The organism is Halostagnicola alkaliphila (genome assembly GCF_055379965.1).
In genome coordinates this window covers 2,761,064-2,781,775 of the sequence record NZ_AP043826.1, presented here as the reverse complement: position 1 = coordinate 2,781,775, position 20,712 = coordinate 2,761,064, and the positions used below count along the sequence as shown (strand labels likewise).

19 protein-coding genes are annotated in these 20,712 nt (G+C 60.0%); 8 read left to right on the top strand and 11 right to left on the bottom strand.

Annotation, left to right across the window (positions count from 1 at the left end):
* Nucleotides 1–79 precede the first annotated feature (79 nt).
* Complete coding sequence (locus tag ACZ5C7_RS19160; RefSeq protein ID WP_464377859.1) at nt 80–1,603, bottom strand: hypothetical protein; 1,524 nt, start codon at nt 1,601–1,603, stop codon at nt 80–82.
* 725 nt (nt 1,604–2,328) lie between these two features.
* On the opposite strand from ACZ5C7_RS19160, the gene ACZ5C7_RS19155 reads away from it, so the two are divergent.
* Nucleotides 2,329–2,916 (top strand): hypothetical protein, encoded by a 588-nt coding sequence (locus tag ACZ5C7_RS19155; RefSeq protein ID WP_464377858.1) that lies wholly within the window; start codon nt 2,329–2,331, stop codon nt 2,914–2,916.
* A gap of 168 nt (nt 2,917–3,084) precedes the next feature.
* Entirely contained in the window at nt 3,085–3,615 is a 531-nt protein-coding gene (locus tag ACZ5C7_RS19150; protein WP_464377857.1) for a hypothetical protein, read from the top strand.
* A 12-nt stretch (nt 3,616–3,627) separates the two neighbouring features.
* On the opposite strand, the gene larC is transcribed toward ACZ5C7_RS19150, so the two are convergent.
* Nucleotides 3,628–5,076, bottom strand: coding sequence for a nickel pincer cofactor biosynthesis protein LarC (gene larC / locus ACZ5C7_RS19145; protein ID WP_464377856.1), 1,449 nt, complete (start codon nt 5,074–5,076; stop codon nt 3,628–3,630).
* A gap of 238 nt (nt 5,077–5,314) precedes the next feature.
* Between larC and ACZ5C7_RS19140 the strand changes: the two genes are divergently transcribed.
* A complete protein-coding gene (locus ACZ5C7_RS19140) occupies nt 5,315–7,546 on the top strand; it encodes a CDC48 family AAA ATPase (RefSeq protein ID WP_464377855.1) in 2,232 nt (743 codons plus the stop codon).
* Between the two features lie 362 nt (nt 7,547–7,908).
* Complete coding sequence (locus tag ACZ5C7_RS19135; protein ID WP_464377854.1) at nt 7,909–8,181, top strand: DUF8028 family protein; 273 nt, start codon at nt 7,909–7,911, stop codon at nt 8,179–8,181.
* Between the two features lie 57 nt (nt 8,182–8,238).
* Here ACZ5C7_RS19135 and ACZ5C7_RS19130 read toward each other — a convergent pair whose 3' ends face one another.
* From ACZ5C7_RS19130 to ACZ5C7_RS19105, 6 genes are all read right to left on the bottom strand, one after another.
* A complete protein-coding gene (locus tag ACZ5C7_RS19130) occupies nt 8,239–9,150 on the bottom strand; it encodes a DMT family transporter (RefSeq protein WP_464377853.1) in 912 nt (303 codons plus the stop codon).
* A 112-nt stretch (nt 9,151–9,262) separates the two neighbouring features.
* Nucleotides 9,263–10,918, bottom strand: coding sequence for an ABC transporter ATP-binding protein (locus ACZ5C7_RS19125; RefSeq protein ID WP_464378478.1), 1,656 nt, complete (start codon nt 10,916–10,918; stop codon nt 9,263–9,265).
* A 68-nt stretch (nt 10,919–10,986) separates the two neighbouring features.
* A complete protein-coding gene (locus ACZ5C7_RS19120; protein ID WP_464377852.1) occupies nt 10,987–12,219 on the bottom strand; it encodes an ABC transporter ATP-binding protein in 1,233 nt (410 codons plus the stop codon).
* A 6-nt stretch (nt 12,220–12,225) separates the two neighbouring features.
* The gene (locus ACZ5C7_RS19115; protein ID WP_464377851.1) at nt 12,226–13,236 is read right to left on the bottom strand and encodes an ABC transporter permease; all 1,011 of its coding nucleotides are present in this window, start codon (nt 13,234–13,236) and stop codon (nt 12,226–12,228) included.
* Nucleotides 13,233–14,222 (bottom strand): ABC transporter permease, encoded by a 990-nt coding sequence (locus tag ACZ5C7_RS19110; RefSeq protein WP_464377850.1) that lies wholly within the window; start codon nt 14,220–14,222, stop codon nt 13,233–13,235. Before ACZ5C7_RS19110 ends, ACZ5C7_RS19115 begins: the two co-directional genes overlap by 4 nt.
* A gap of 118 nt (nt 14,223–14,340) precedes the next feature.
* Complete coding sequence (locus ACZ5C7_RS19105; RefSeq protein ID WP_464377849.1) at nt 14,341–15,909, bottom strand: ABC transporter substrate-binding protein; 1,569 nt, start codon at nt 15,907–15,909, stop codon at nt 14,341–14,343.
* A gap of 181 nt (nt 15,910–16,090) precedes the next feature.
* Between ACZ5C7_RS19105 and ACZ5C7_RS19100 the strand changes: the two genes are divergently transcribed.
* The 3 genes from ACZ5C7_RS19100 (at nt 16,091) to ACZ5C7_RS19090 (ending at nt 17,914) form a co-directional block, all read left to right on the top strand.
* Nucleotides 16,091–16,723 (top strand): ribonuclease H, encoded by a 633-nt coding sequence (locus ACZ5C7_RS19100; protein WP_464377848.1) that lies wholly within the window; start codon nt 16,091–16,093, stop codon nt 16,721–16,723.
* Between the two features lie 112 nt (nt 16,724–16,835).
* The gene (locus ACZ5C7_RS19095; RefSeq protein WP_464377847.1) at nt 16,836–17,294 is read left to right on the top strand and encodes a DUF2240 family protein; all 459 of its coding nucleotides are present in this window, start codon (nt 16,836–16,838) and stop codon (nt 17,292–17,294) included.
* Between the two features lie 215 nt (nt 17,295–17,509).
* On the top strand, nt 17,510–17,914 hold the full coding sequence (locus ACZ5C7_RS19090; protein WP_464377846.1) for a hypothetical protein: 405 nt from the start codon (nt 17,510–17,512) through the stop codon (nt 17,912–17,914).
* 48 nt (nt 17,915–17,962) lie between these two features.
* On the opposite strand, the gene ACZ5C7_RS19085 is transcribed toward ACZ5C7_RS19090, so the two are convergent.
* Together ACZ5C7_RS19085 and ACZ5C7_RS19080 are read right to left on the bottom strand one after the other, a co-directional pair.
* Entirely contained in the window at nt 17,963–18,622 is a 660-nt protein-coding gene (locus ACZ5C7_RS19085) for an HAD family hydrolase (protein WP_464377845.1), read from the bottom strand.
* Between the two features lie 195 nt (nt 18,623–18,817).
* Nucleotides 18,818–19,291: an ArsR family transcriptional regulator gene (locus ACZ5C7_RS19080; protein ID WP_464377844.1), complete on the bottom strand. Its 474-nt coding sequence runs from the start codon at nt 19,289–19,291 to the stop codon at nt 18,818–18,820.
* Nucleotides 19,292–19,392: 101 nt separating this feature from the next.
* On the opposite strand from ACZ5C7_RS19080, the gene ACZ5C7_RS19075 reads away from it, so the two are divergent.
* Nucleotides 19,393–20,139: a hypothetical protein gene (locus tag ACZ5C7_RS19075; RefSeq protein WP_464377843.1), complete on the top strand. Its 747-nt coding sequence runs from the start codon at nt 19,393–19,395 to the stop codon at nt 20,137–20,139.
* Between the two features lie 41 nt (nt 20,140–20,180).
* Here ACZ5C7_RS19075 and ACZ5C7_RS19070 read toward each other — a convergent pair whose 3' ends face one another.
* On the bottom strand, nt 20,181–20,519 hold the full coding sequence (locus ACZ5C7_RS19070) for a hypothetical protein (protein WP_464377842.1): 339 nt from the start codon (nt 20,517–20,519) through the stop codon (nt 20,181–20,183).
* Nucleotides 20,520–20,712 lie beyond the last annotated feature (193 nt).

Sequence of the window (20,712 nt, the reverse complement as noted above, 5' to 3'; positions counted from 1 at the left end):
TGCGGTTAGTGGTTCGTATCGTGACGCGAAAAATCGGAAAGTTATCGCTATATCGTTCTCGAGACCGCCTCGAGAGTCGTTAGGCTGGGATCGCCGACGGAGCGACTGCGGAGCCGAACTGAACGTTTTCGTTCGACTGCATGCTCACTTGCGAGGATGTCGCTTCGCCCTCATCATCGGCAACCGCGAACGCAGCCTGTTGGTTGTTCAGGTTCTCCTGGAAGAGTGACTGATACTGGTCGATTTCCGCGTCAGGCTGGTAGGAAGCATCTTGCTTTTGCTCGCCACCAGCGTCCGAATCGACGGTCAGGATCGGGTTATCCGAGGAGTTGTCACCGTCGAGCGAGACGGTCGTTTCTTCGGTGTAGATAACACCGGGAGTCGTTCCAGCATCATCTGCCGGGAGCGCTTGCGAGATGCCGACCTGCGCATTGTGGTTCTCCTGGTAGGAGAGCTGGATGGCAGTCGCTTCGCTTCCGTTGAGTGCAACTGCGACCGCCGCGCTTTGCTGGTTGAGGTTAAGTTGGCTCACGTCCTGGTACTGGGTGACGCTAGCCTCGGTATCGTCTTTGTCTTTCTTGTCGTCGTGGGTTTTCTGTTTGTCGCTGGCGGTTTCGACGACATCGGAGCCGCCGTTCGTGTTGGCCGATGCGATGTTCATCCCGTCAGTCGAGTCCAGAACGGAGGCCGAGTAGGCGCTTCCGACCTGTTCGTTGATGTTCGACTGATCGGTCGTCTGGATCGAGGTCGCGGTGGATTCGTTGCCGATCGCGATCGCGACCGCGAATCCTTGTTCGTTGATGTTAGCCTGCATGCTCTGCTGGGATTGTTCGAGTTCCGAACCGGCTACTTGGCTCCCACCGTCAGCATGGCTCGGGTTCACGTTCACGGCGTTTGCAACGGCTCCCTGGTAGTTCGAGTTCTGCTGGGAGCTGTCCTGAATCGAAAGCGCATCACTGCCGTTCTCGGCGATCGAGAACGCGACGCTTTGTTCGTTGACGTTCGCCTGGTCGACGTTCTGCGCCTGCGTGACCGATGCCTGCGAGTACTGGATCTCTTTATCGTGCTTCTCGTCGTGATCGTTTTTCTCGCCTGCGACCGCCCAGCCGTCGAAGAGCTGGTGGTCTTCCTCGCCGAAGAGGAAGTAGACGTCACCGACGTCCTCGAACTCGACGTTTTGCTCTTCTAGGTGCTGGTTCTCGGAGATCGCTTCACCGTCCTGGGTGTTTTCGTTCACCTGACTCGACTCCTGGATGGCGGTTGCCTCGCCGCCGTCGATCGAAATCGAGGCAGCGCCTTCCTGCACGTCGACGTTCGCCTGGTTCACGTCCTGATACTGGACGATTTCGCTAGACGGATTCACACCTTCGGATTCGGCGTTATCGTCGTCCGAGAGGTGTTCGTCGACGTATTCTTCGAGTGACTGGTCACCGACATCCGCACCGAAGACGAAGTAGAGATCTTCTCCGTCCTCGAGCGTGTGTATTGTTCTATCATCCTCGCCGGGACCGTCCTGTGCGGTTGCAGGGAGGGCCGCACCCGTCATCGAGAGCGCGAGCATCGCTGCGACGAGAACTGTCGTGAGTTGTGATCGTGATATCATCGTGTAAGTCGTGTTTCGTTTCAAATGCCCTGTGAGGGTCTTTTCTTACTGCATCTTCGCGGTGCGAACCATCATTTACCGAATAGTGTCTTTGTTATCTGTAGGTTGTCGGCGAGAACAAGGTCGTTACCGCTCGGATCGGCCTGCGAGCCCGTTCGAAGGAAGGTGCTACCCGCAGAAACTCCCGGACTGAAGTGTATCGATGCGATACGACGAACGGTTGAGCGCCGAACTGAACGCAGTTCATTCAGGGACTCGAGAACGTAGGCGCCGACATCCACGGGGAAGTGAATCACAGCGAAAGATGATTGTCAGGGAGTAAAGATAAACATCGATTTCAGTCGGTGTATATCAGATATTACTCCGACAAGGGCGCTGTGCAACGGGGAGTAAGAGCCTTCCTACGATCTCGAAAATGACGATAGGGTTGTCGTTCCGGCGATAAATGGGACATACGATGACTAACAACTCGCCGGATAGGTGTAACGTTGATCGAACGACCACACAATCGGAAATATATCATTGAAACTGTAATTCGGGTTAATACGGTCCCTGATGGTCGGGTTCAACCGGGCAACGCGCCGTGGCATCGCTCGGATCGGTCGAAGATCCCGTAAGGAACCACGCACTCGATATGCTGGTACCGAACCGGACGTTCGATGCGCTGGTGACGAACCGGTTTCGGCGGTCCGCGCGTGTAGGCCCGGACGATATAACGATAAACAATGAAACGTACATTCACAGCGCTGATGGTATTCGCGATGATCGGCAGCCTCATGTTCATGGGGATGGCCGGAACGGCAGCGGCACAGAACGACATCGACAGTGACATCGACGATATCGGTGTTGGTGTCGGAGGACCTGGTGGTGACGGTGGAGATGCCACGCACGAAGGTCACGATGTTGACGTAAGCACGGGTCCTGCAATCGTTGACCAGGACCAGTCTGCAACGAACACCAACACGCAGGCAGCGAGCAGCTCGAGTGCGTCTGACAACCCTAACCACAACAAGTACGACGACAACGGTGACGACGCTGGTGTGAACCAAGCTCAGAACGTGAACCAGCAGACGCAGCAGGAACAGGTCGGCTTCGCTGACTCCTCCGCTGAAGTCGGTGACGTGAGCGGTGACGCTGTCGCTGGCGACGGTGGCGACGGCGGCGACGCTAACGTTGACCAGAGCGAGGAAGAAGTCGTTGTCGAGGATGACGATGACGAAGAAGTAGACAATGGCAACGATGTTACTGACCTTACCACCATCGAAGATCTCCTTGGCGATATTCTAGGAGCTCTGAACGGTGTCAACGGATAAATTAAGGTTATAATCGGGATTCGCCCGGATTCTAATTTCCTTCAATTTTTTAGCGCTCGACAGAACACACCATTGCTCGAGAGTTATATAAGCAATTAGAATAATATACGAAACCAATAAAAATACTTTCAATGGGGAGCGTTGATAGCCGAACCAGCTACGTAACCAATGAATCGAACAACAACAACGGGAGTGATACTAGTCGTCTGCCTGCTCGTGATAGTAGGCGCTGGCGCTGTCGCCGTCGTCGGCATTAGCGACTCGGCAGATGACGACGCTGACGAGGACGATGACTCGAGCGATGACTGCCGAGAGATCCTCAACGCGTCGGACAACGAGATCGATGCGAACAGTTCCATCGACGGCTTGGACGACGCGGACGACCTCGATTGTGAAGAGTCAGGAAACGGATCGACGGTGAACATAACGATCCAGACCGGAGAACCGGGTGAAGACGGAGCGGACGCCTCCCAATCACAGACGGTAGTCTGGGATACTGAGAACGAGAGCGTCGTCTCCGAAAGTACCGTCTCTACGTCCCAAAGTACCGATTCCACGGACGGTGACTCCAATGTTTCGGTGAACCAGAGCAGCGAGGTCGTGGCCGAGGGTGACAGTGTCGAAGTCGAATCAGGCGACGTTGTCGCCGAAGACGGTGAAGATGGCGAAGACGGCGACGTCAACATCAGTACTAGCTAACCGACTCGAGCACTACTCGAGCGATTCCCGCCCCTTCTCTTCCGCCCGTCGAAGTACCTCCCGAACCGACCACTGCGTCTCGAGTGCGACTTCCACTGCATCGTCGTACTCCGCGCTCACGTCGTAGACGTTCCCGTCGGCGTCGCTCGCGATTTTCACCGTTACCTCGTACTGTTCTCCGCCGCGCTCGAGCGTTACGCTCTCGAACTCCCTCTCGGCAATCCACCGGTGTGTCGCGCCCGCGTCCCGGACGCCGAGCGTTCCCGTCTCCTCGGCTAACGCTCGAGCCACGCGCTGGCGGTCCGCGGGCTTGCAGATGACCTTCACGAGGTGGCCGGGACGGGATTTCTTCATCGTGGCAGGGAGGATCGAAACGTCTCGAGCGCCGGCTTCCGAGAGCGTCTCCTGCAGTCCGCCGAGCACCTCCGGGGTCGCGTCGTCGAGGTTGGTCTCGAGAACGGCGATATCGTCGCGAACGAGTTTCCCCGCAGCGTCACCCTCGCCGACCAGCGCGCGGAGGACGTTCGGGTGGGGATCGAGATCGTAGCCACCCGCGCCGTAGCCCGATTGCTCGGAGGACATCGACGGGAGCGACTCCACGCCGTCCGCGACGTGTCCCAGAATCGCCGCACCCGTCGGGGTGAGCAACTCGGCGTCGACCGGCCCGCCCCGAAGCGACCAGTCCGCGCGCTGGGCGATTTCGACCACCGCCGGCGTCGGGACCGGGTACTGTCCGTGACTCATCGAAACCGTTCCGCCGCCGGTCGACAGCGGCGTGGTGACGACGCGGTCCGGCTCGAGGTCCTCGAGCAACAAGACTGCGCCGACGATATCCGCGATGGCGTCGTCCGCTCCGACCTCGTGAAAGTGGATGTCCTCGAGATCCTCCCCGTGGACGCTGGCCTCCGCTTTCCCGAGGAGTTCGAAGATGGCGAGCGCATCGCGTTCGATTTCGGGATCGAGGTCCATCTCCTCGACGATTTCGCAGACCTCGAGGTAGCTCCGGTGCGGGCCGTGACCTTCGGCGTGGACATCTCCGTTCCCGTCGGAATCGTGCTCGTGCTCGTCGTCGTGACTGTGGACGTGCTCGTCGTCGTGGCTGTGACCGTGCGTTCGGTCGTGGTCTCCGCGATCGTGTGAGTGATCCTGCACCCCGCGATCGTGTGAGTGGTTCTCGTTCCCGTCGTCGTGTGAAGCGTCCTGGTCGTGGCCGTGGTCGGGGTGATCGTTGCTATCGGCACGACCAGATTTAGCGTCGGTTTCACCCTGGTAGTCGGTCAATACCACGTCCACGGTCGTCGAGGCGATTCCGCACTTGGTCGTCTCGCCGATCCGGTACTCGAGAGCCAACGCGTCTTCGACCGGCTCGAGGACCGAAGGGTCTCCACCGGCATCGAGAAGGGCAGCAAGGAGCATATCCCCGCTTGCCCCCATCCGACCGTCGAACGCCAGGAGTGTCATGTCTACGTGGGCGGTAGGCGACACCAAAAGTCCTCGTTCTTTCGATCAACGAACCCATGAGAAACGCGTCGTGACGGCGAAATCGGACGACGCCGGTACATCTATGTAGCTCCCTATCTGACGACTATGTGTTAGTGGATAGCATGGTGGGACTCACCCTCACAGCGGCTCCTCTCACGAGCACAAAGCCTATCCGGTCACGTACCGGAGTTAGCAACAACGCCGTCCATTCCGAATTATGAACGAAGTTCAACTCGAGGTTGCGAAGGCGTACCCGAACGACTCGGGTCGCGGTATCGCCCGACTCGATCCGGACACGCTGTTACATCTCAAGCTCAGTCCGGGCGACATCATCGAAATAGAAGGTGCGGACACGACCGCCGCGAAGGTGTGGCGCGCGGACCGACAGGACTGGAACACGGACACCGTTCGCATCGACGGATTCACTCGCCAAAATGCGGACGTGGGTATTGGCGAACGGGTGACGATCCGGAAAGCGGAGGCGACGAAGGCGAACAAACTCGTCCTCGCGCCGCCCGAAGAGGCGTCGGTGCAGTTCGGTTCTGACGCCGCGGGCATGGTCAAACGACAGATTCTGAAGCGCCCGGTCGTCGGCAAGGACATCGTCCCGGTTATGTCCTCGACGAACCACCCGTTCATGCGATCACCGGGACAGGCGATCCCGCTGATCGCGGTCGAAACCGAACCGGAAGGGGTGGTCCTGATCACCGAGGATACTGACGTGGAACTCCGAGAAGAGCCCATTTCGGGCTTCGAGAAAACCGGCGGTGGAATAACGTACGAAGATATCGGCGGTCTCCAGGGCGAGATCCAGCGGGTGCGCGAGATGGTCGAGTTGCCGATGAAGCACCCGCAGATCTTCAAGAAGTTGGGGATCGAACCGCCACAGGGTGTGTTGCTTCACGGGCCGCCCGGCACCGGAAAGACCCTCCTCGCGAAAGCGGTGGCCAACGAGACTTCGGCGAGTTTCTTCTCGATCGCCGGGCCGGAGATCATCTCGAAGTACTACGGCGAGTCCGAGCAGCAACTCAGGGAGATCTTCGAGGACGCGAGCGAGGAGTCGCCCGCGATCATCTTCATCGACGAACTCGACTCCATCGCGCCCAAACGCGAGGACGTCACGGGCGAGGTCGAACGCCGCGTCGTCGCACAGCTGTTGACTATGATGGACGGCCTCGAGGCCCGGGGGCAGGTTATCGTCATCGCAGCGACGAATCGCGTCGATTCGGTCGACCCGGCGCTTCGTCGACCCGGTCGATTCGACCGGGAGATCGAAATCGGCGTGCCGGACGAAGTCGGCCGCGAGGAAATACTCCAGATCCACACGCGTGGCATGCCTCTCTCGGACGACGTTAGCCTCTCGCATCTGGCAGACGAAACCCACGGCTTCGTCGGTGCCGACATCGAGAGCCTGACCAAAGAGGCCGCGATGAAAGCGCTCCGACGATACCTTCCGGAGATCGACCTCGACGAGGAGGACATCCCGCCGAGCCTGATCGATCGGATGATCGTCAAGCGCGACGACTTCGGCGGCGCGCTCAACGAGGTCGAACCCTCGGCGATGCGGGAAGTCCTCGTCGAGTTACCGAAGATTTCCTGGGACGACGTCGGCGGTCTGCACGATGCCAAGGATCAAGTTCAGGAATCCGTCGAATGGCCGCTGAACAACGCCGACCGGTTCGAACGGATGGGCATCGATCCGCCAGCGGGCGTCCTGCTGTACGGCCCACCGGGGACCGGTAAGACGCTGATGGCGAAAGCGGTGGCCAACGAGACCAACGCGAACTTCATCTCGGTGCGGGGGCCGCAACTGCTCTCGAAGTGGGTCGGCGAATCCGAGAAGGCCATCCGTCAGACCTTCCGCAAAGCGCGGCAGGTCTCCCCGACGGTGATCTTCTTCGACGAACTCGACGCGCTGGCCCCGGGACGGGGCGGCGAAGTCGGCTCGAACGTCTCCGAACGGGTCGTCAATCAGCTCCTGACCGAGCTCGACGGCTTAGAGGACATGGGCAACGTGATGGTCATCGGCGCGACCAACCGCCCCGATATGATCGACCCTGCCTTGCTCCGCTCGGGTCGATTCGACCGCCTTGTCATGATCGGCGAGCCCGACATCGAAGGCCGAGAGCGGATCCTCGAGATCCACACCGAGGATACGCCGCTGGCGGCGGATGTCAGCCTCGCGGAGATCGCCGAAATCACGGACGGCTACGTCGGCAGCGACCTCGAGTCGATCGGACGCGAGGCGGCCATCGAGGCGCTTCGTGAAGATACGAAGGCAGATGTCGTCGAAATGCGTCACTTCCGACAGGCCATGGAAAACGTCCGACCCACGATCACCGACGACATCCTCGACTACTACGAGCAGATCAAGGAGGATTTCGCGGGCGGCTCGAGCGTAACCGAACCGGGCACGGGTCGGCGCGGCAGTCGGATCGGGTTCCAGTAACTCGCTTCGACTCAGTCCTCGAGACGTTCGCGCGTTCAGCCGAATTGTCCTTTGTTAGACTTGTTCGTTTGCGAGCGCGTTCGACGCGTTGTGATTCGAGTTCGAGCACGGCCGTAATCACTGATTACTCGACGTTGCAGTATCGAATCCGTCTGATTTTCCAGTCGATCGGAAGGCGTCATCCGCTTGCTAAGTCACGAGTAGTTGGCAACTCCGTCGTTCATGGGTCGTGTTTCCTGGCGGTAGCCGGTGCCAACGAATGGTTCATCGACCTGTATTCGGCTAAATTCTCCACAAGTTGACGAGACGATCGGTCCCCTATTTCCACGATGTGGGCATAGAGATTCCCGTCAGGTACCGCAATGTCGAATCAATCATCACGCGACCAGCAACCCGCGACGACGGGTGTATCCGCTGACGGTCAGGACGGGGATCCGCGAGCGCTCGAGCAGTATCTTCCCTCTCTCGCGAAACCCATCCGCGTCGGGAGTTTCTGGTTGGCGATCGTCTTACCGTTCTTGTACGTTCCGCTGCTCGTCACCGGACTCTCGAGCAGCGTCGAAACGGGATTGTTCCTCGGATTGCTCGTCCTCAATATCGCCGTCCTCTACGTGGGGCACTCGTATCAACAGTAGCGGTTCAACTGACTTTTCGTTCACGTTTGCGTCCTCATTCTTCGACGCAGCCGGGCTCTACCGACGTAGATTTCCGAACGCGGTTTGGATCGCCCCCCGCTTGACGACGAGAAAGCCGGCGGCGATGCACGCGAACCCGACGGCAGTCGCGAGGTCAATTGCTTCACCCAGATAGAGCCATCCCACTACCGCGGCGACGATCGGCGCGACGTAGGAAACCATGTTGATCTCGACGGCTCCCAACCGCTCGAGCAACTCGAAGTACAGCAAGAATCCGAGGGCGCTCGAGACGACCGCGAGGTAGGCCAGCGCGCCGATCGCTTCGGGGTGTATCCACGCGGACGGCTCGACCGGTTCGCGAAGCGCGAGGCTCATCCCGTGCATCAAGAGCGCGCCGCCGAGCATCGACCACGCTTCCATCGTCTCGATCTCGATTTCGGCGTCGATTCTGCGGGTGAGGACGCTCCCGAACGCGAACGCCGTCGCGGCGAGGAAGACGAGCACCGTCGCGACGACGTCGGTCGCCAGCAGATCCGCCGGATCGGGTTGGGCGATGATGGCGACGCCGATCAATCCCAAAAGCACGCCGCCGATACCTGCGGGCGAAAGTGCATCCGCTGGGAACAACACGCGCGCGAATCCGGTAGTCAGAACCGGCGAGAGACTGACCAAAATCGCCGCCGCGGCCGCGGTCGTGTGTTGCTGTCCGACGAACAGGAACGCGTGATAGATCGCGATCAAAAACACCGCGCCGACCGCGACGACCTGCCACTCCCTGTACCCTCGAGGCACCCAGTCCTCGGCGGCGTACGCGGCGTAGCCGAGCATCAGGATGCCCGCGATATCGTAGCGCAACGCGGCGTACAACACCGGCGGAAAGTACTCGAGTCCGGCGCTGATGGCGACGAACGCCGACCCCCAGAAAATCGCGAGGAGCAAAAACAACCCCAAATTTCGGTACCGACTCACGAGTTGGCTTTCAGTTCGCGAATCCTATACGTTGCGTTTCGAACCACGCGGCTGGGTGAGCTTCGTCCCGCGACGAACTCGAGAGGAAAGACGGACGCCAGAAACGACTCGATCAGGATTGACTCGACTCGAGTACGTCCGCGTCTCGCTCCGCCGACTCGCCGTAGAGGTGACACGCGACCGGGTGGGCTTCATCTCCGAGTCCGGGATTCTTTCGTTCGCAGACGCTCTCGTACTCCTCTCGAAGTCGCTCCGCGGCCTCGTCCCAATTGGTTTCGGCGACCTCGAGAAGGGCGTCCTCGACGATTTCGTCGTGTCGTACCGGGAGTTCGTGATCGAACAGTCGGTCTTTGACCGTCCGAACGAACGTCCGCGTGTCCTCGTCCGAGCCGTCGCTTTCGCCGACCTCGAATTCGGGTTCGTCGCCGACCGACTCGAGCGTGATATCTCGCTCTTCGACCCGCTGTCGAAGGGTCATCAACTCGCGGAACAGTTCCTGCTCGTGCTCGAAATCCGCGGGCGGAATCACTTCGGGACACCGGGTTCGGAACCGGCAGCCGCTTGGCGGATCACGCGGCGACGGCACGTCCCCTGAGATCGTCTCCCGATCCCGGTCGCGTTCCTCGGTGGAGGCTCGAGGGACGCTCTCGAGGAGCGCCTCCGTGTACGGATGCTTCGGATCGCTGAAAATCTCCGCGACGGGGCCGATCTCGACGATTTCGCCGAGGTACATCACCGCGACGCGGTCGCAGACGTGCCGGATGACGGAGAGATCGTGGCTGATCAGCAGGTAGGTCAGATCGAACTCGTCCTGGAGATCGTCGAGGAGGTTCAGCACTTGGGCCTGCACTGAGACGTCGAGGGCGCTCGTGGGTTCGTCGAGGACGAGAAACTCCGGCCCGAGCGCGAGCGCGCGAGCGATGCCGATCCGCTGGCGCTGGCCGCCGGAAAACTCGTGAGGATACCGATCGAGTTGATCGACCGAGAGCCCGACGCGCTCGAGCAACTGGTGAGCGTGGTCGGTTCGAAGCTGGTCGACCGGTCGCTCGATCGAGACCCGAACCTCGATGCCGTCGCCGCGGCTCACCTCGACGGTGAGATCTTCTTCGACCTCGGCGACGACGCCTCGAGCGGTGTCGACGTGGCGCGGGCTGGTGCTGGTGCCGTCGTCACCGGCCGCAGTATTCGTGTGGGTTCCGTCAGTTCCGCCCTCGCTATTCGCGCGAACGGTGACGTGAACCGTCGAGACCCCGTCGACCGGCGAGACAAGTTTGTCGATATCGTCGTCGACGGTCACCGAAACGATGTCCCGCGATATTCCATCAGTTCGGAGTTCCGCCGTCGTTTCCACGTCCGGGTCCGTCTCGGGCCAGTCGTGGATCCCGAGGGGCTGGGTGACGATCTGCCCGATCGTCATCCGGGGATCGAGACTCGAGAACGGATCCTGAAAGACGACCTGCGCCTCGCGGCGGAACGCCGTGGACTCCTCGCCGGAGAGCTCGAGGAGGTCCATCCCGTCGAACTCGACGGTTCCGCCGGTCGGTTCCTGCAGTTGCAAGAGCGTTTCTCCGGTCGTCGATTTGCCACAGCCCGACTCGCCGACGAGTCCCAGCGTCTCGCCGGGATAGATATCGAAGCTCACGCCGTCGACGGCCCGAACTGGGACCGGCTCCGCGCCCAACAACTGATCCAGTATCGAGTCGTTCTCCCAGAAGTACTTCTCCAAGTTCTGGACGCTGACGAGTGGCGCGGGTTCGGTATCGTTCATCGGGTTTCGTTCGGAGTCACTCGTCGGGTTTCGTTCCGGGCCGTTCATCGGGTTTTCTTCGGCGTCACTCATTGACTTTCGACCTCCCGTGGCTGTTCGGTCTCTCTCGATTGCGGCTCGGATTCTTCCTCGCCGAAATAGCCGTCTGGCAACGCTTTCAGCTCGCTGTAGTCAGTTTCGGCGAGGTAACACTTGGTCGCGTGTTCGTCGCTTCCGTCGGCGTCGAACTCCGGCGGTTTGTCGAGACACTCCTCCATCGCCTTCGGGCACCGATCCGCGAAGTAACACCGGTCGGGCATCTCCTCGTCGATCAAGCTGGGGACGTTCCCGGGAATCGGCTCGAGACGGGATCCGGCTTGTTCGAGGTCCGGAACGCTCCCGAGCAATCCCTCGGTGTAGGGGTGGACGTGATCGTCGAAGACGTCCTCGAGCGTGCCGCGTTCGGCGATCTCGCCGGCGTACATCACGCCGACACGGTCACACATTCGGGCGATGACGCCGAGATTGTGCGTAATCAACAGGATCGTCATATCGGTTTCTTCTTGGAGATCCGCCAGCAGATCAAGCACCTGCGCCTGAATCGTGACGTCCAGCGCCGTTGTCGGTTCGTCGGCGATCAACACGTCTGGTTCACCGGCCAGGGCCTGAGCTATCATCGCCCGCTGGAGCATGCCGCCGGAGTACTCGTGTGGATACTCCTCAGCCCGTTTGGCCGGATCAGGAATGCCGACCAGCTCGAGCAGTTCGATAGCACGATCGCGGCTTTCGCCCGAGACGTAGCGCTGTGATGGGAGCACCGTCGAGAGGATGAACGACCCCATCGAGTACTCGGAGGACTGAGTCTTCGCGCGTGTCGAACGAGGGTTCGCGCTCGCCCGTCGCTGGACTTCGACGGCCTCGGCGAGTTGCTCGCCGACCGTGAGACTCGGGTTGAAGCTGCTCATCGGATCCTGAAAGATCATGCTAAAGGAGGAGCCACGAAGCGAGTGTTGCACCGATTCTGGCACCGACAGTAGGTCGACGAACTCGCCGTCGACGGCCTCCGGATGATCGTCCCGGACGCTCTCGGCGAGGTCAGGGTTTCGGTACTTGATCTCACCGGCGGTGATCTCGCCGGGCGATTCGATCAGTTGCATCATCGAGCGAGCGGTGACGCTCTTGCCGCTCCCGCTTTCGCCGACGATTCCGAAGACCTCGCCGCGTTCGATCCGCAGGTCGAGATCGGAGACGGCGTTTACCTGCCCCTGTTCGGTGAAAAAGCGAGTCGACAGTCCGTTGACGCGCAAGATATCCTCAGTCATGATCGATTAGGCACCTCCTTCGCCGCTGATGTTCGGATCGAGCGCATCTCGAAGCCAGTCGCCGAGTAGATTGATGCTAACCACCGCGAGCAAAATTCCGACTCCCGGAACCGTTGCGATCCACCAGCTCGTCGCGAGGTGTTCTTGTCCCTGCTGGATTTCGTACCCCCACGACAGCGTCGTTCCCGAGAATCCGAGATAGGACAGCGAACTCTCGAGCAGGATGATCGCGGCGACCTGAATCGTCGCGAGCACGATCACGGGCGTGAGGCTGTTGGGAAGGATGTGTTTGAGCAGGATGGTTCTGTTGCTCGCGCCCATGCTCTTGGCGGCTTTGACGTACTCCTCGTTACGCAGGGAGAGGGCCTCTCCGCGTGCAACGCGGGCGAACCAGACCCAGGTAACGAGCGCGACGACGATCGTCACCGTCCCGGGTAACGCGATCGATGCCGGCATGCCATCGGCGAACCCCGCCCTGACGATCGGATCGGGTATATGTTGGACGCTCTGGCCGAAGACCCCGATGAGGGCGACGGCGAAGACGAGCGACGGGAACGCGAGCATCATATCCGCGATACGCATCATCGAGTCGTCGATCCGCCCGCCGTAGTACCCGGAAATGAGCCCGAACGGAACGCCGAACGCGGCTGCTAACCCCGTCCCAATCAACCCGACGAGCAGCGAGATTCGAGCCCCGAACAGCGCTCTCGAGAAGGTGTCCTGTCCGATCTGGTTCGTGCCGAGGTAGTGATCACCGCTCGGCTCGACCGTGTAGGAGACGCGGTCGCGTTCTCCGTCGCTTTCGTCCCACGTGTGCGAGGTGTCGGTCGTTCCCCACGGCGGGTACGAGTTACCTTCTTCGTCGAAGTGGCCGGTTGTGTGGGGGTTATGTGTCGCAAGAACCGGCGCAAAGAGTGCCATCAAAATGATGAGTATGGCGATCGTTAGTCCGACCTTCGCTAAGAAACTCTGACGGAACTCCGTTTTGAGACTGGATTTGAGGCGATCTGAAATCATTCGTCCGTCACCTGTGGATTAAGATACGCGTACAGCGAATCGACGACGATGTTGATGAGCACGAAACTAACGCCGATAAAGATCAGGATCCCCTGAATCAGCGGCCAGTCGAGCGATCGAATCCCGCCGATGAGCCGCAATCCGAGTCCGGGCCAGGAGAAGACCTCCTCGGTAACGACCGCGCCGCCGATCAGCGTCCCGAGTTGCAGACCGAGCACGGTGATGATTGGGATCATCGTGTTTCGGAGCACGTGTTTGTACCGGATCAACACGCCGGGAAGCCCCTTCGCCTCGGTCGCCGTGACGTAGGGCTTTCCGAGTTCGTCTATCATCCCACTCCGTGTGAGTCGAGTGATCAACGCGGTGAAGTACGTTCCGAGCGCGATTGCGGGTAACGTGATATGATGTAGCCACGTGAGGAGATCCCCGACGTAGCCGTAGGTCACGAGCATCCGCACGGCTTCGACGAACCCGACCGGGCGGTGACTGGTCGGGAACAGCCCGAACTGCACCCCCAGTACCAGGATCAACATGATTCCGAGCCAGAAGTTCGGCGTGCTGATCCCAACGAGCGAGAAGAGCGTCGCACCGTAGTCCGCGGGTTCGTTTCGCCTCGTCCCACTGATAACCCCCAGCGGAATCGCGATAATCATGGCGACGACTGTCGCCGCGATGGCTAACTCGAGCGTCGCCGGAACCCGTTCGATGATGAGCGTCGTTACTTCTCTGCTCGATTGGTATGAATACCCGAGATCGCCGACCAAGATCCCTTGGAGATACTCGAGATACTGGACGTATATCGGCTCGTTCAGGCCGAGATCCTCCCTTACGCGCTCGCGAAATTCTTGGGATGCGGCATCGTCGACGATCAGGTTCACCGGATCGCCGGGAGAAACGACTCGAAGGGCGAAGGTGATCGTCACAACCCCCCACACGACGACGATCCCCTGCAAGATACGTTTTATCAGGAACTTTCCGAAAGACATCGAAATTTATGATTGAAGTGTTTGGCGAGTGGTAATAGGGTTTCGTTCTCGACCCGAGCATCGCGGGCTGATGACTGAATCCCACTCTCCGACTGTGGTTATTCGCGGTCGTTGGGCGTTACTGATCTATCTCGTCCACGTAGATGCTCTCGTCCGAACGCGGGTCCCACTCGAGGTCCTCGTTTACACCGTAAATACTCTCTTCGAGGTGGAGGAACACCCACGGCGCTTCCTCGCGGAGGTCCGCGTTGATGTCTTGGAGCATCTGTTCGCGTTCTTCCTCGTCGTTTTCTTCCTGGCTCTCGAGGATTCGGTCTTCGATATCTTCGTCGCTGAAGTTGAACTGCCCGCCCTCGCTCGTGAACCACGGCGCGAGGCCGTAGTCAGCGTCGCCGGTTGGGTTGCCCCAGCCGATCAGGAAGAACGGATACTCCTCGTAATCGGGTCCTTCCGCCGCGGCGTCCGAAATCGTATCGAAGGGGACGTTCTCGAAGTTGCAGTCGACATTGTCCAGTTGATCGATCTGGTCCGCCGCGGTCTCTGCGACGTCCGAATCGTTGAGATATCGGCCGTCCATCGAATAGAGCGTGATCTCTTCGCCCGCGTAGCCGCTATCCTCGATCAGGGACTCGGCTTCGTCCTGATCCTGTGAGTAGGGATCGAGGTCTTCGTTATAGCCGAACAGCCCCTCCGGAATCGGCTGAGTCATCGGCTCGCCGAAGCCACCGAGGTTGTCGCTGATGATTCCCTCGTTGTCGACGGCGTAGTTCATCGCCTGCCGGAACTCCTGGCTGTCGAACGGTTCGACCTCGTTTTTCATCACGAGGAAGATATTGCGGTAACTGACCTCTTCGTCTATCATCACGCCGTCCTCGTCGTCGATCGTCTGGACGTCCGTCGGCGGAACGTTGACGACGAGATCGCTTTCACCGGCCCGCAGGCCGCCGACCCGTCCGCTCGACGTGCTTTCTGCGTTTATTCGAACGGTTTCGAACGCGGGCTCGTCTCCCCAGTAATCGTCAAAGCGCGTAAAGACCGCCTCGACTTCGGCTTCGTACTCCTCGAGTTCGTACGGACCCGTCCCGTTCATCTCCGGTTGCGTTATCGGCTGCTCGTCGAACTCTTCGACCCAGTCTTCGTTGACGGCTCGAGTGAAGTTCGCGAGCTGGTACTCGGCGAGCGATTCCGCAGCCGAGTGTTCGACGAGGACCGTCTCGTCGTCTTCGGCTTCGGCTCCGACGATCGCGGTCATTCCGGCGACCTGATCGCTGCCGAACCCTACTTCCTCGTCGACCTGTCGGTTTATCGTGTACGCAACGTCGCTCGCGGTTAACTCGTCGCCGTTGTGGAAGACGACGTCGTCTCTGATGGTGAGTTCGACGATTCCGTCTTCGGGGTGTTCCCAGTCCGTGACGACCCGGCCTTCGATTTCGCCGTCTCGAGTGACGTTGAAACAGGGTTCATAGACCTGATCGAAGACGTTGTAGTACGGCGTCGCGTTGTGGTCGTTCGGATCCGTGTTCTCGATGAACTCCCCTTGCGTGATGACCAGCTCGTCGATGTCGCCGTCCCCCGTGGGGTCGTCCAGACACCCCGCAATCGAACCGAGGCCGGTTGTTGCCGCTGCTACTCCCGTAAGCTGTAAGACCTGCCGCCGATCGACAGTATATTCGTTAGCACCCGTCATATCTTCTGTAGAGAGAGGGCAGATATTTATAAATATTGGTAGTCCAGCCGTAGAATTCCGGGGACGGGGGCGTATTGTACGTATTTGGTTACTGAAGAACAGCAACTGACGTTGTTTTGTTGAACTTTCACAGGCAGATTCCTGGCAAAAGTTTAAGTTACCTACAGGACCAACTGGTGGTATGGCCGCTCACGGCCGCCCCGCACTGCGGGACTTGTTCGACGAGTCGCCGACCCCGCACATCGCACATCCACCGCGGACCCATCATCGCGACTTCTACGTCGCGACGGACGGTTCGTTCCGGAAAACGGGTGGTGGGCTCGGTGCAGTGATCGAAACCAGAGACGGCACTCGCGTCGCGCGTATCGCGACGACGGATGCTCCTCCGGACAACAACGTCGCCGAGTATCGAGCGTTACATCTCGGACTCGACGTTCTCGCCGAGCGGGCTCCCCCCAATGCGAGCGTCGGCGTTCTTATCGATCACGATTCACTCGCCAGCAACGTTAACAACGCGATTCTGGCGACGAACCATCCCGACCGAAAGCCGCCGCGACCGTTTTCGGTCCCGCCCGAAACCGAGTATCACTGGCGCGGCATCCAGGCTCGAGTGAACGGGTTCGCGGAGATTCGTGCGGCGCGGATCGATAGCAATCAGAATCCCGCACACCCGCTCGCGAACGAGCCGACACTGTACGAACACGTCAACCGAGAACTCGATCGGTGTATCCTCCCCGATCCGCCGGAGCCGACCGCCTCGGAGGTGCCGCCGCCGTCTCGAGCCAACCGAAACGGCGGCAAAGCCTCGGACTGACGGGCTGGCACGCTGAAATGCGGGGCTGTCCCGTTCGGCCAGTCGACCCAGTACCGACTGGCTCCGGCGCGAACCGCCATCGTTATTTCCTCGCTTCGAAGAGTCCAGTTCGATGAGTCTTCGTGTCGCCGTCGGCGCGCCGTTCGTCCAGGACGGCAGTCGCCAACTTCGAGAGAACGAGTTCGTCGTTTCGCTCTCGCTGGATCGTGACTGGTTCTCCCCCGATCAGGCCAAGCGACTGATCGACGTCGCCACCCAAGAGGACCTCCTCAAGCGCGACGGAAACGACCTCGAGTTGACGTTCGATCCCTCGACGGTGTCGATCCCCGAAGAGTTCGTTCCGGATGAAGACATTCTCACGGAGCGGTCCGCCTTCGAGCGCGTCCTCGACGCCCTCGTCGCTGAGGGTACCGAGAAACACGAGGCCGTCGGCGCGATCAACACCCTCCAGCAGGAGCTCGGGATTACTATCGAGGCCGCAGCGATCGTCTACGCTCATCGAGAGGGTATCGACGTCTCCGATCTCGCCCCCGTCGCCAGAGCCGCGTTGACCAGTTCCGACGACGACTGAGACGGTCTGGCGTAACGATTTACCGGCGGTGAGTCGAACCGTGTGAGACGAGTCTCGGTGGAGGAGCGAAGCGAGTCAACCGTTGCAACCCCAGAGCGGGTCGCGGTTGTGTCGGAAATGAATTACAGCAGTCCGTGTGACACCGGGAGAGGCCGTTAGCAGCTATCTTTTCTCCGATCGAAGACGGTTAACCCGTCCATCGGCAACACCAACACATGGTCGAGAAACGGATCACGGACGGGCGCCGGATCGCCGAACTGCTCTCGAGCGAGATCGACGGTCGCGAGGACGGCCACCTCGAGCGACTCGCGGTCGTCGACGCCGACGCGGACGTCGAACCGACGGCGGACGGTGCTCGAGCGTACGACGTCGAACGGGACGAAGAGGTGGATTCCGAAGGAGCAGTGCTGCTCGCTCGCGTCTTCATCCACGACGATCGAGCCCACGTCGAATTCGAGCGGGGACAGGAACGCGCAGCAGAAGCCGCCGAATCGTCCGGGCTCAGGGTTCGGCCGAAAGCGACGACGCCCCCGAAGACGCTCGTGTTCGTCGAAGACGGTGGCGAAGTCAAGCGGGCGTCGGACGTTTTCGACGCCGCGAGCCGATCGCTCGAGGAGTAATTCTCTCGACGGCACCGCGAACGCTACTCGTTCGAGTCCGAACGACGTTCACTCGAGCGTCTCGAGCACGGACGGCAACTTTGTCGCGATCGAATCCTGCTCGAGATGCGCCAGAGCCCGATCGTCCGGCTCCGATCCGCCGGATTTGAGTATCTGGATCGCACGCATCCCTGCGTTCGTCGCACCGGCGATATCGGCCTCGACGTCGTCGCCGACGTAGACCGCATCTCCAGCGTCGACGGCGAGTTCCGAGAGGATCGCCTCGAACGCGCGCAAATCGGGTTTCCCGGCCTCGAGTTCGCCCGTCACGAGGGCGGCGTCGAACGTCTGTTCCCAACCCAACGTCTCGAGTTTGTCTCGCTGGGCGCGAACGGGACCGTTCGTGAGCAAGCCGACGCTGTAGGTCGCTTTGAGTTCCTCGAGAAGGGCTTCGACGCCGGGGATCGGCAAGAGGGAGTCCGCGATCGTCTCGCGGTAGGCGACGGCCAACGCTTCGGCGTCGGTGTCCGTCTCTCGACCGGCCAGCAGATCGGCGAAAATCGGCTCTCGAGTGTGCTGCGTAAGATTCTGACTGTGCGCGTCGAGATACGCCTCGCGACTAATCGACGGCGTTCCGGTCGCAGTCGTGACGTCCTCGAGAATCGTCTCCCGATCCCGGTCCGGAACGGCGAGCGTTTCGTCGAGATCGAAGACGATCGCCTCTACCATGATCGATGGAAGGAACCGAACGGGTTTGAAGGTACCTTTTTCGCAACTCGAGTGGCAATCGAACGGGCGAAGCCGGTCACTAGTAGTTAAAATGTGTTCTCATCCGTATGATAGGATTTGGAATGAACTGTCCGGTTCGGTAAGTGCATGGTCGAACTGACCGCTGAGATCCCTACCAGCTGCAGACGATCTCCGTTATCTCGCTTCTTCGCCGAGTTGGAACGTCGTACGGACCGGTTCTGGGAGGGGCGGTCGGGGGGCCATTTCGTGGCGCTCGATCTTCTCGGGCTTTCGCGTTTTCTGGTGAACGGCTCGCGCCATTGGGACGCCCTTGAGGTAGTTGAAGTCCCCGAGGATGCCGGCACCATATTCGGTAACACCGTAGAATTTCCACGGTAAGCCGCGCTTCTCCTTGTTTGGGGGATACTCGTAGATTCCAAGGATATCCGCTTCAACGAGCACGTCCAGCTGCTCTTCGACGGTCTTTTTCGATTTACTCGGGATGAAATGGTTGATTTCAGCCGCCGACGCGAGGACTTTCGGGTGCCCCACGAGTGCCTGAACGATGCTGTGTCGAGTTTCCTGTGATAGCAGCTCCATCAGTTCACGCTGGCGCTCTAAGGGGTTTTCCTCGTTGTCGGCTTTAGAACGCGCGGAGATGTTGGCCATTATCGACTGGACGTACGCTGGCGGATCACATAAGCACGGGGGATCGATTTCCCTAAGTTAGACCAGTATGGTTATTAGACTATATTTCCACATTGGTTAGTATGGAGGGCATACCGGAGAACACGAAAGAACTCACAGATTTCATCCTAGACGACATTCTCTATGGCCTCGAACTCGACCCGATAGATAGTGAACGGCTCCTCTCGTATATGCGAGAGCGACACGAGCACCTCTTTGGCCCGCATTCGGCGTATTTCGTGTTGGGAAGTTACGAATCACCGTTCAAGTATCGTCTCGATGAGGCGCTCGACGTGCTGAACCATCGCCACGATGCCTACGCGTACCTGCTCGCCACGCAGCCCGACCTCGATGTGTCGGATGATATCCCGGACCTCAAAGTGAAGTTCTTTCTACACGCCCTCTACGCGGATGCGGTTCCGCTGATTCTCGAACACGACACTGGTGGGGCGGTCGCCGAGTTTGGACGCGTTGAACGCCCGGCACTGCTCGACCGCACGTATCTCTTTCCTCGGGCCCAGGAGGAACACTACGATGATGACTCCCTGCTCACAACACGAGACGCGATACTCGCTCGGGCCGTCGAACTGGCGTATCATGCTGAAGACCTCGAGGAGGAACGTGATGCGCTCGCTGAACGCGCTCGTGAGCACGGGCTGGACATCTCGACGCAGGACCTCGAATCGTATCTGGAGGCCGAACTCGGCGGTCGCACGCCGTCGTATAGCGGCGTGATAACCGATTCCCTCGTCCACCTCGAATCACTGACCCAGTGCTTTTCGTGGACTACGACGGCGGAACTCGAAGAACAGCTGTCGAACGTTCCGTAACGACAACGGCTGGGGGCTCGAGTCCTACTTGAGTGATCTCACTACTCGAGCAAATCCTCCCTAACCCGACACCCGCAAGGATACGCGTTGTGATGGGTCGGAACGAGCTGAACGACCGCAGTAACCGGGAGTCCACACTGGGGACACTCGGGATGCGTCGATTGATCCTCGTCGGTCACCCGAACACCTAGATTCGTTACGACAAGCGAGACGCCCTGAACTTCGAGGCGGACTTCGACCGATCCGCCGCCGGAGTCGATCAGTCGGGCGAGCGCCTCGGGATCGAACTCGCTGGCGAGTTGGTAGGAATCTCGAGGCACTCCCTGCTTCTCGAGGGTCCGGACGATGTCGACGACCAAACTGTCTGTCGGTGCGGTCATCGCTCACACCCACCTCCGAGCGCGTGCGTGAGGGCCGGCGGTGCGTGAGCAGCGGTTCGTGGTCCGTGAGCGGACGCTGGCGGTATTCGACTTCGATTCGTCTGTCGGACGGGATGTTTAAGCCCGCGGAGAAGTAATCCAATCATGGCAACTGACCCTTAGCGGGTTCGGAAGCCACGTCTCGGGTGTCATC

Bases quoted from the DNA above. Each gene is read 5' to 3' on its own strand.
- ACZ5C7_RS19160 (WP_464377859.1), bottom strand. From the start codon at position 1,603: ATGATATCACGATCACAACTCACGACAGTTCTCGTCGCAGCGATGCTC.
- ACZ5C7_RS19155 (WP_464377858.1), top strand. From the start codon at position 2,329: ATGAAACGTACATTCACAGCGCTGATGGTATTCGCGATGATCGGCAGC.
- ACZ5C7_RS19150 (WP_464377857.1), top strand. From the start codon at position 3,085: ATGAATCGAACAACAACAACGGGAGTGATACTAGTCGTCTGCCTGCTC.
- larC (WP_464377856.1), bottom strand. From the start codon at position 5,076: ATGACACTCCTGGCGTTCGACGGTCGGATGGGGGCAAGCGGGGATATG.
- ACZ5C7_RS19140 (WP_464377855.1), top strand. From the start codon at position 5,315: ATGAACGAAGTTCAACTCGAGGTTGCGAAGGCGTACCCGAACGACTCG.
- ACZ5C7_RS19135 (WP_464377854.1), top strand. From the start codon at position 7,909: ATGTCGAATCAATCATCACGCGACCAGCAACCCGCGACGACGGGTGTA.
- ACZ5C7_RS19125 (WP_464378478.1), bottom strand. From the start codon at position 10,918: ATGAACGATACCGAACCCGCGCCACTCGTCAGCGTCCAGAACTTGGAG.
- ACZ5C7_RS19120 (WP_464377852.1), bottom strand. From the start codon at position 12,219: ATGACTGAGGATATCTTGCGCGTCAACGGACTGTCGACTCGCTTTTTC.
- ACZ5C7_RS19115 (WP_464377851.1), bottom strand. From the start codon at position 13,236: ATGATTTCAGATCGCCTCAAATCCAGTCTCAAAACGGAGTTCCGTCAG.
- ACZ5C7_RS19110 (WP_464377850.1), bottom strand. From the start codon at position 14,222: ATGTCTTTCGGAAAGTTCCTGATAAAACGTATCTTGCAGGGGATCGTC.
- ACZ5C7_RS19105 (WP_464377849.1), bottom strand. From the start codon at position 15,909: ATGACGGGTGCTAACGAATATACTGTCGATCGGCGGCAGGTCTTACAG.
- ACZ5C7_RS19100 (WP_464377848.1), top strand. From the start codon at position 16,091: ATGGCCGCTCACGGCCGCCCCGCACTGCGGGACTTGTTCGACGAGTCG.
- ACZ5C7_RS19095 (WP_464377847.1), top strand. From the start codon at position 16,836: ATGAGTCTTCGTGTCGCCGTCGGCGCGCCGTTCGTCCAGGACGGCAGT.
- ACZ5C7_RS19090 (WP_464377846.1), top strand. From the start codon at position 17,510: ATGGTCGAGAAACGGATCACGGACGGGCGCCGGATCGCCGAACTGCTC.
- ACZ5C7_RS19085 (WP_464377845.1), bottom strand. From the start codon at position 18,622: ATGGTAGAGGCGATCGTCTTCGATCTCGACGAAACGCTCGCCGTTCCG.
- ACZ5C7_RS19080 (WP_464377844.1), bottom strand. From the start codon at position 19,291: ATGGCCAACATCTCCGCGCGTTCTAAAGCCGACAACGAGGAAAACCCC.
- ACZ5C7_RS19075 (WP_464377843.1), top strand. From the start codon at position 19,393: ATGGAGGGCATACCGGAGAACACGAAAGAACTCACAGATTTCATCCTA.
- ACZ5C7_RS19070 (WP_464377842.1), bottom strand. From the start codon at position 20,519: ATGACCGCACCGACAGACAGTTTGGTCGTCGACATCGTCCGGACCCTC.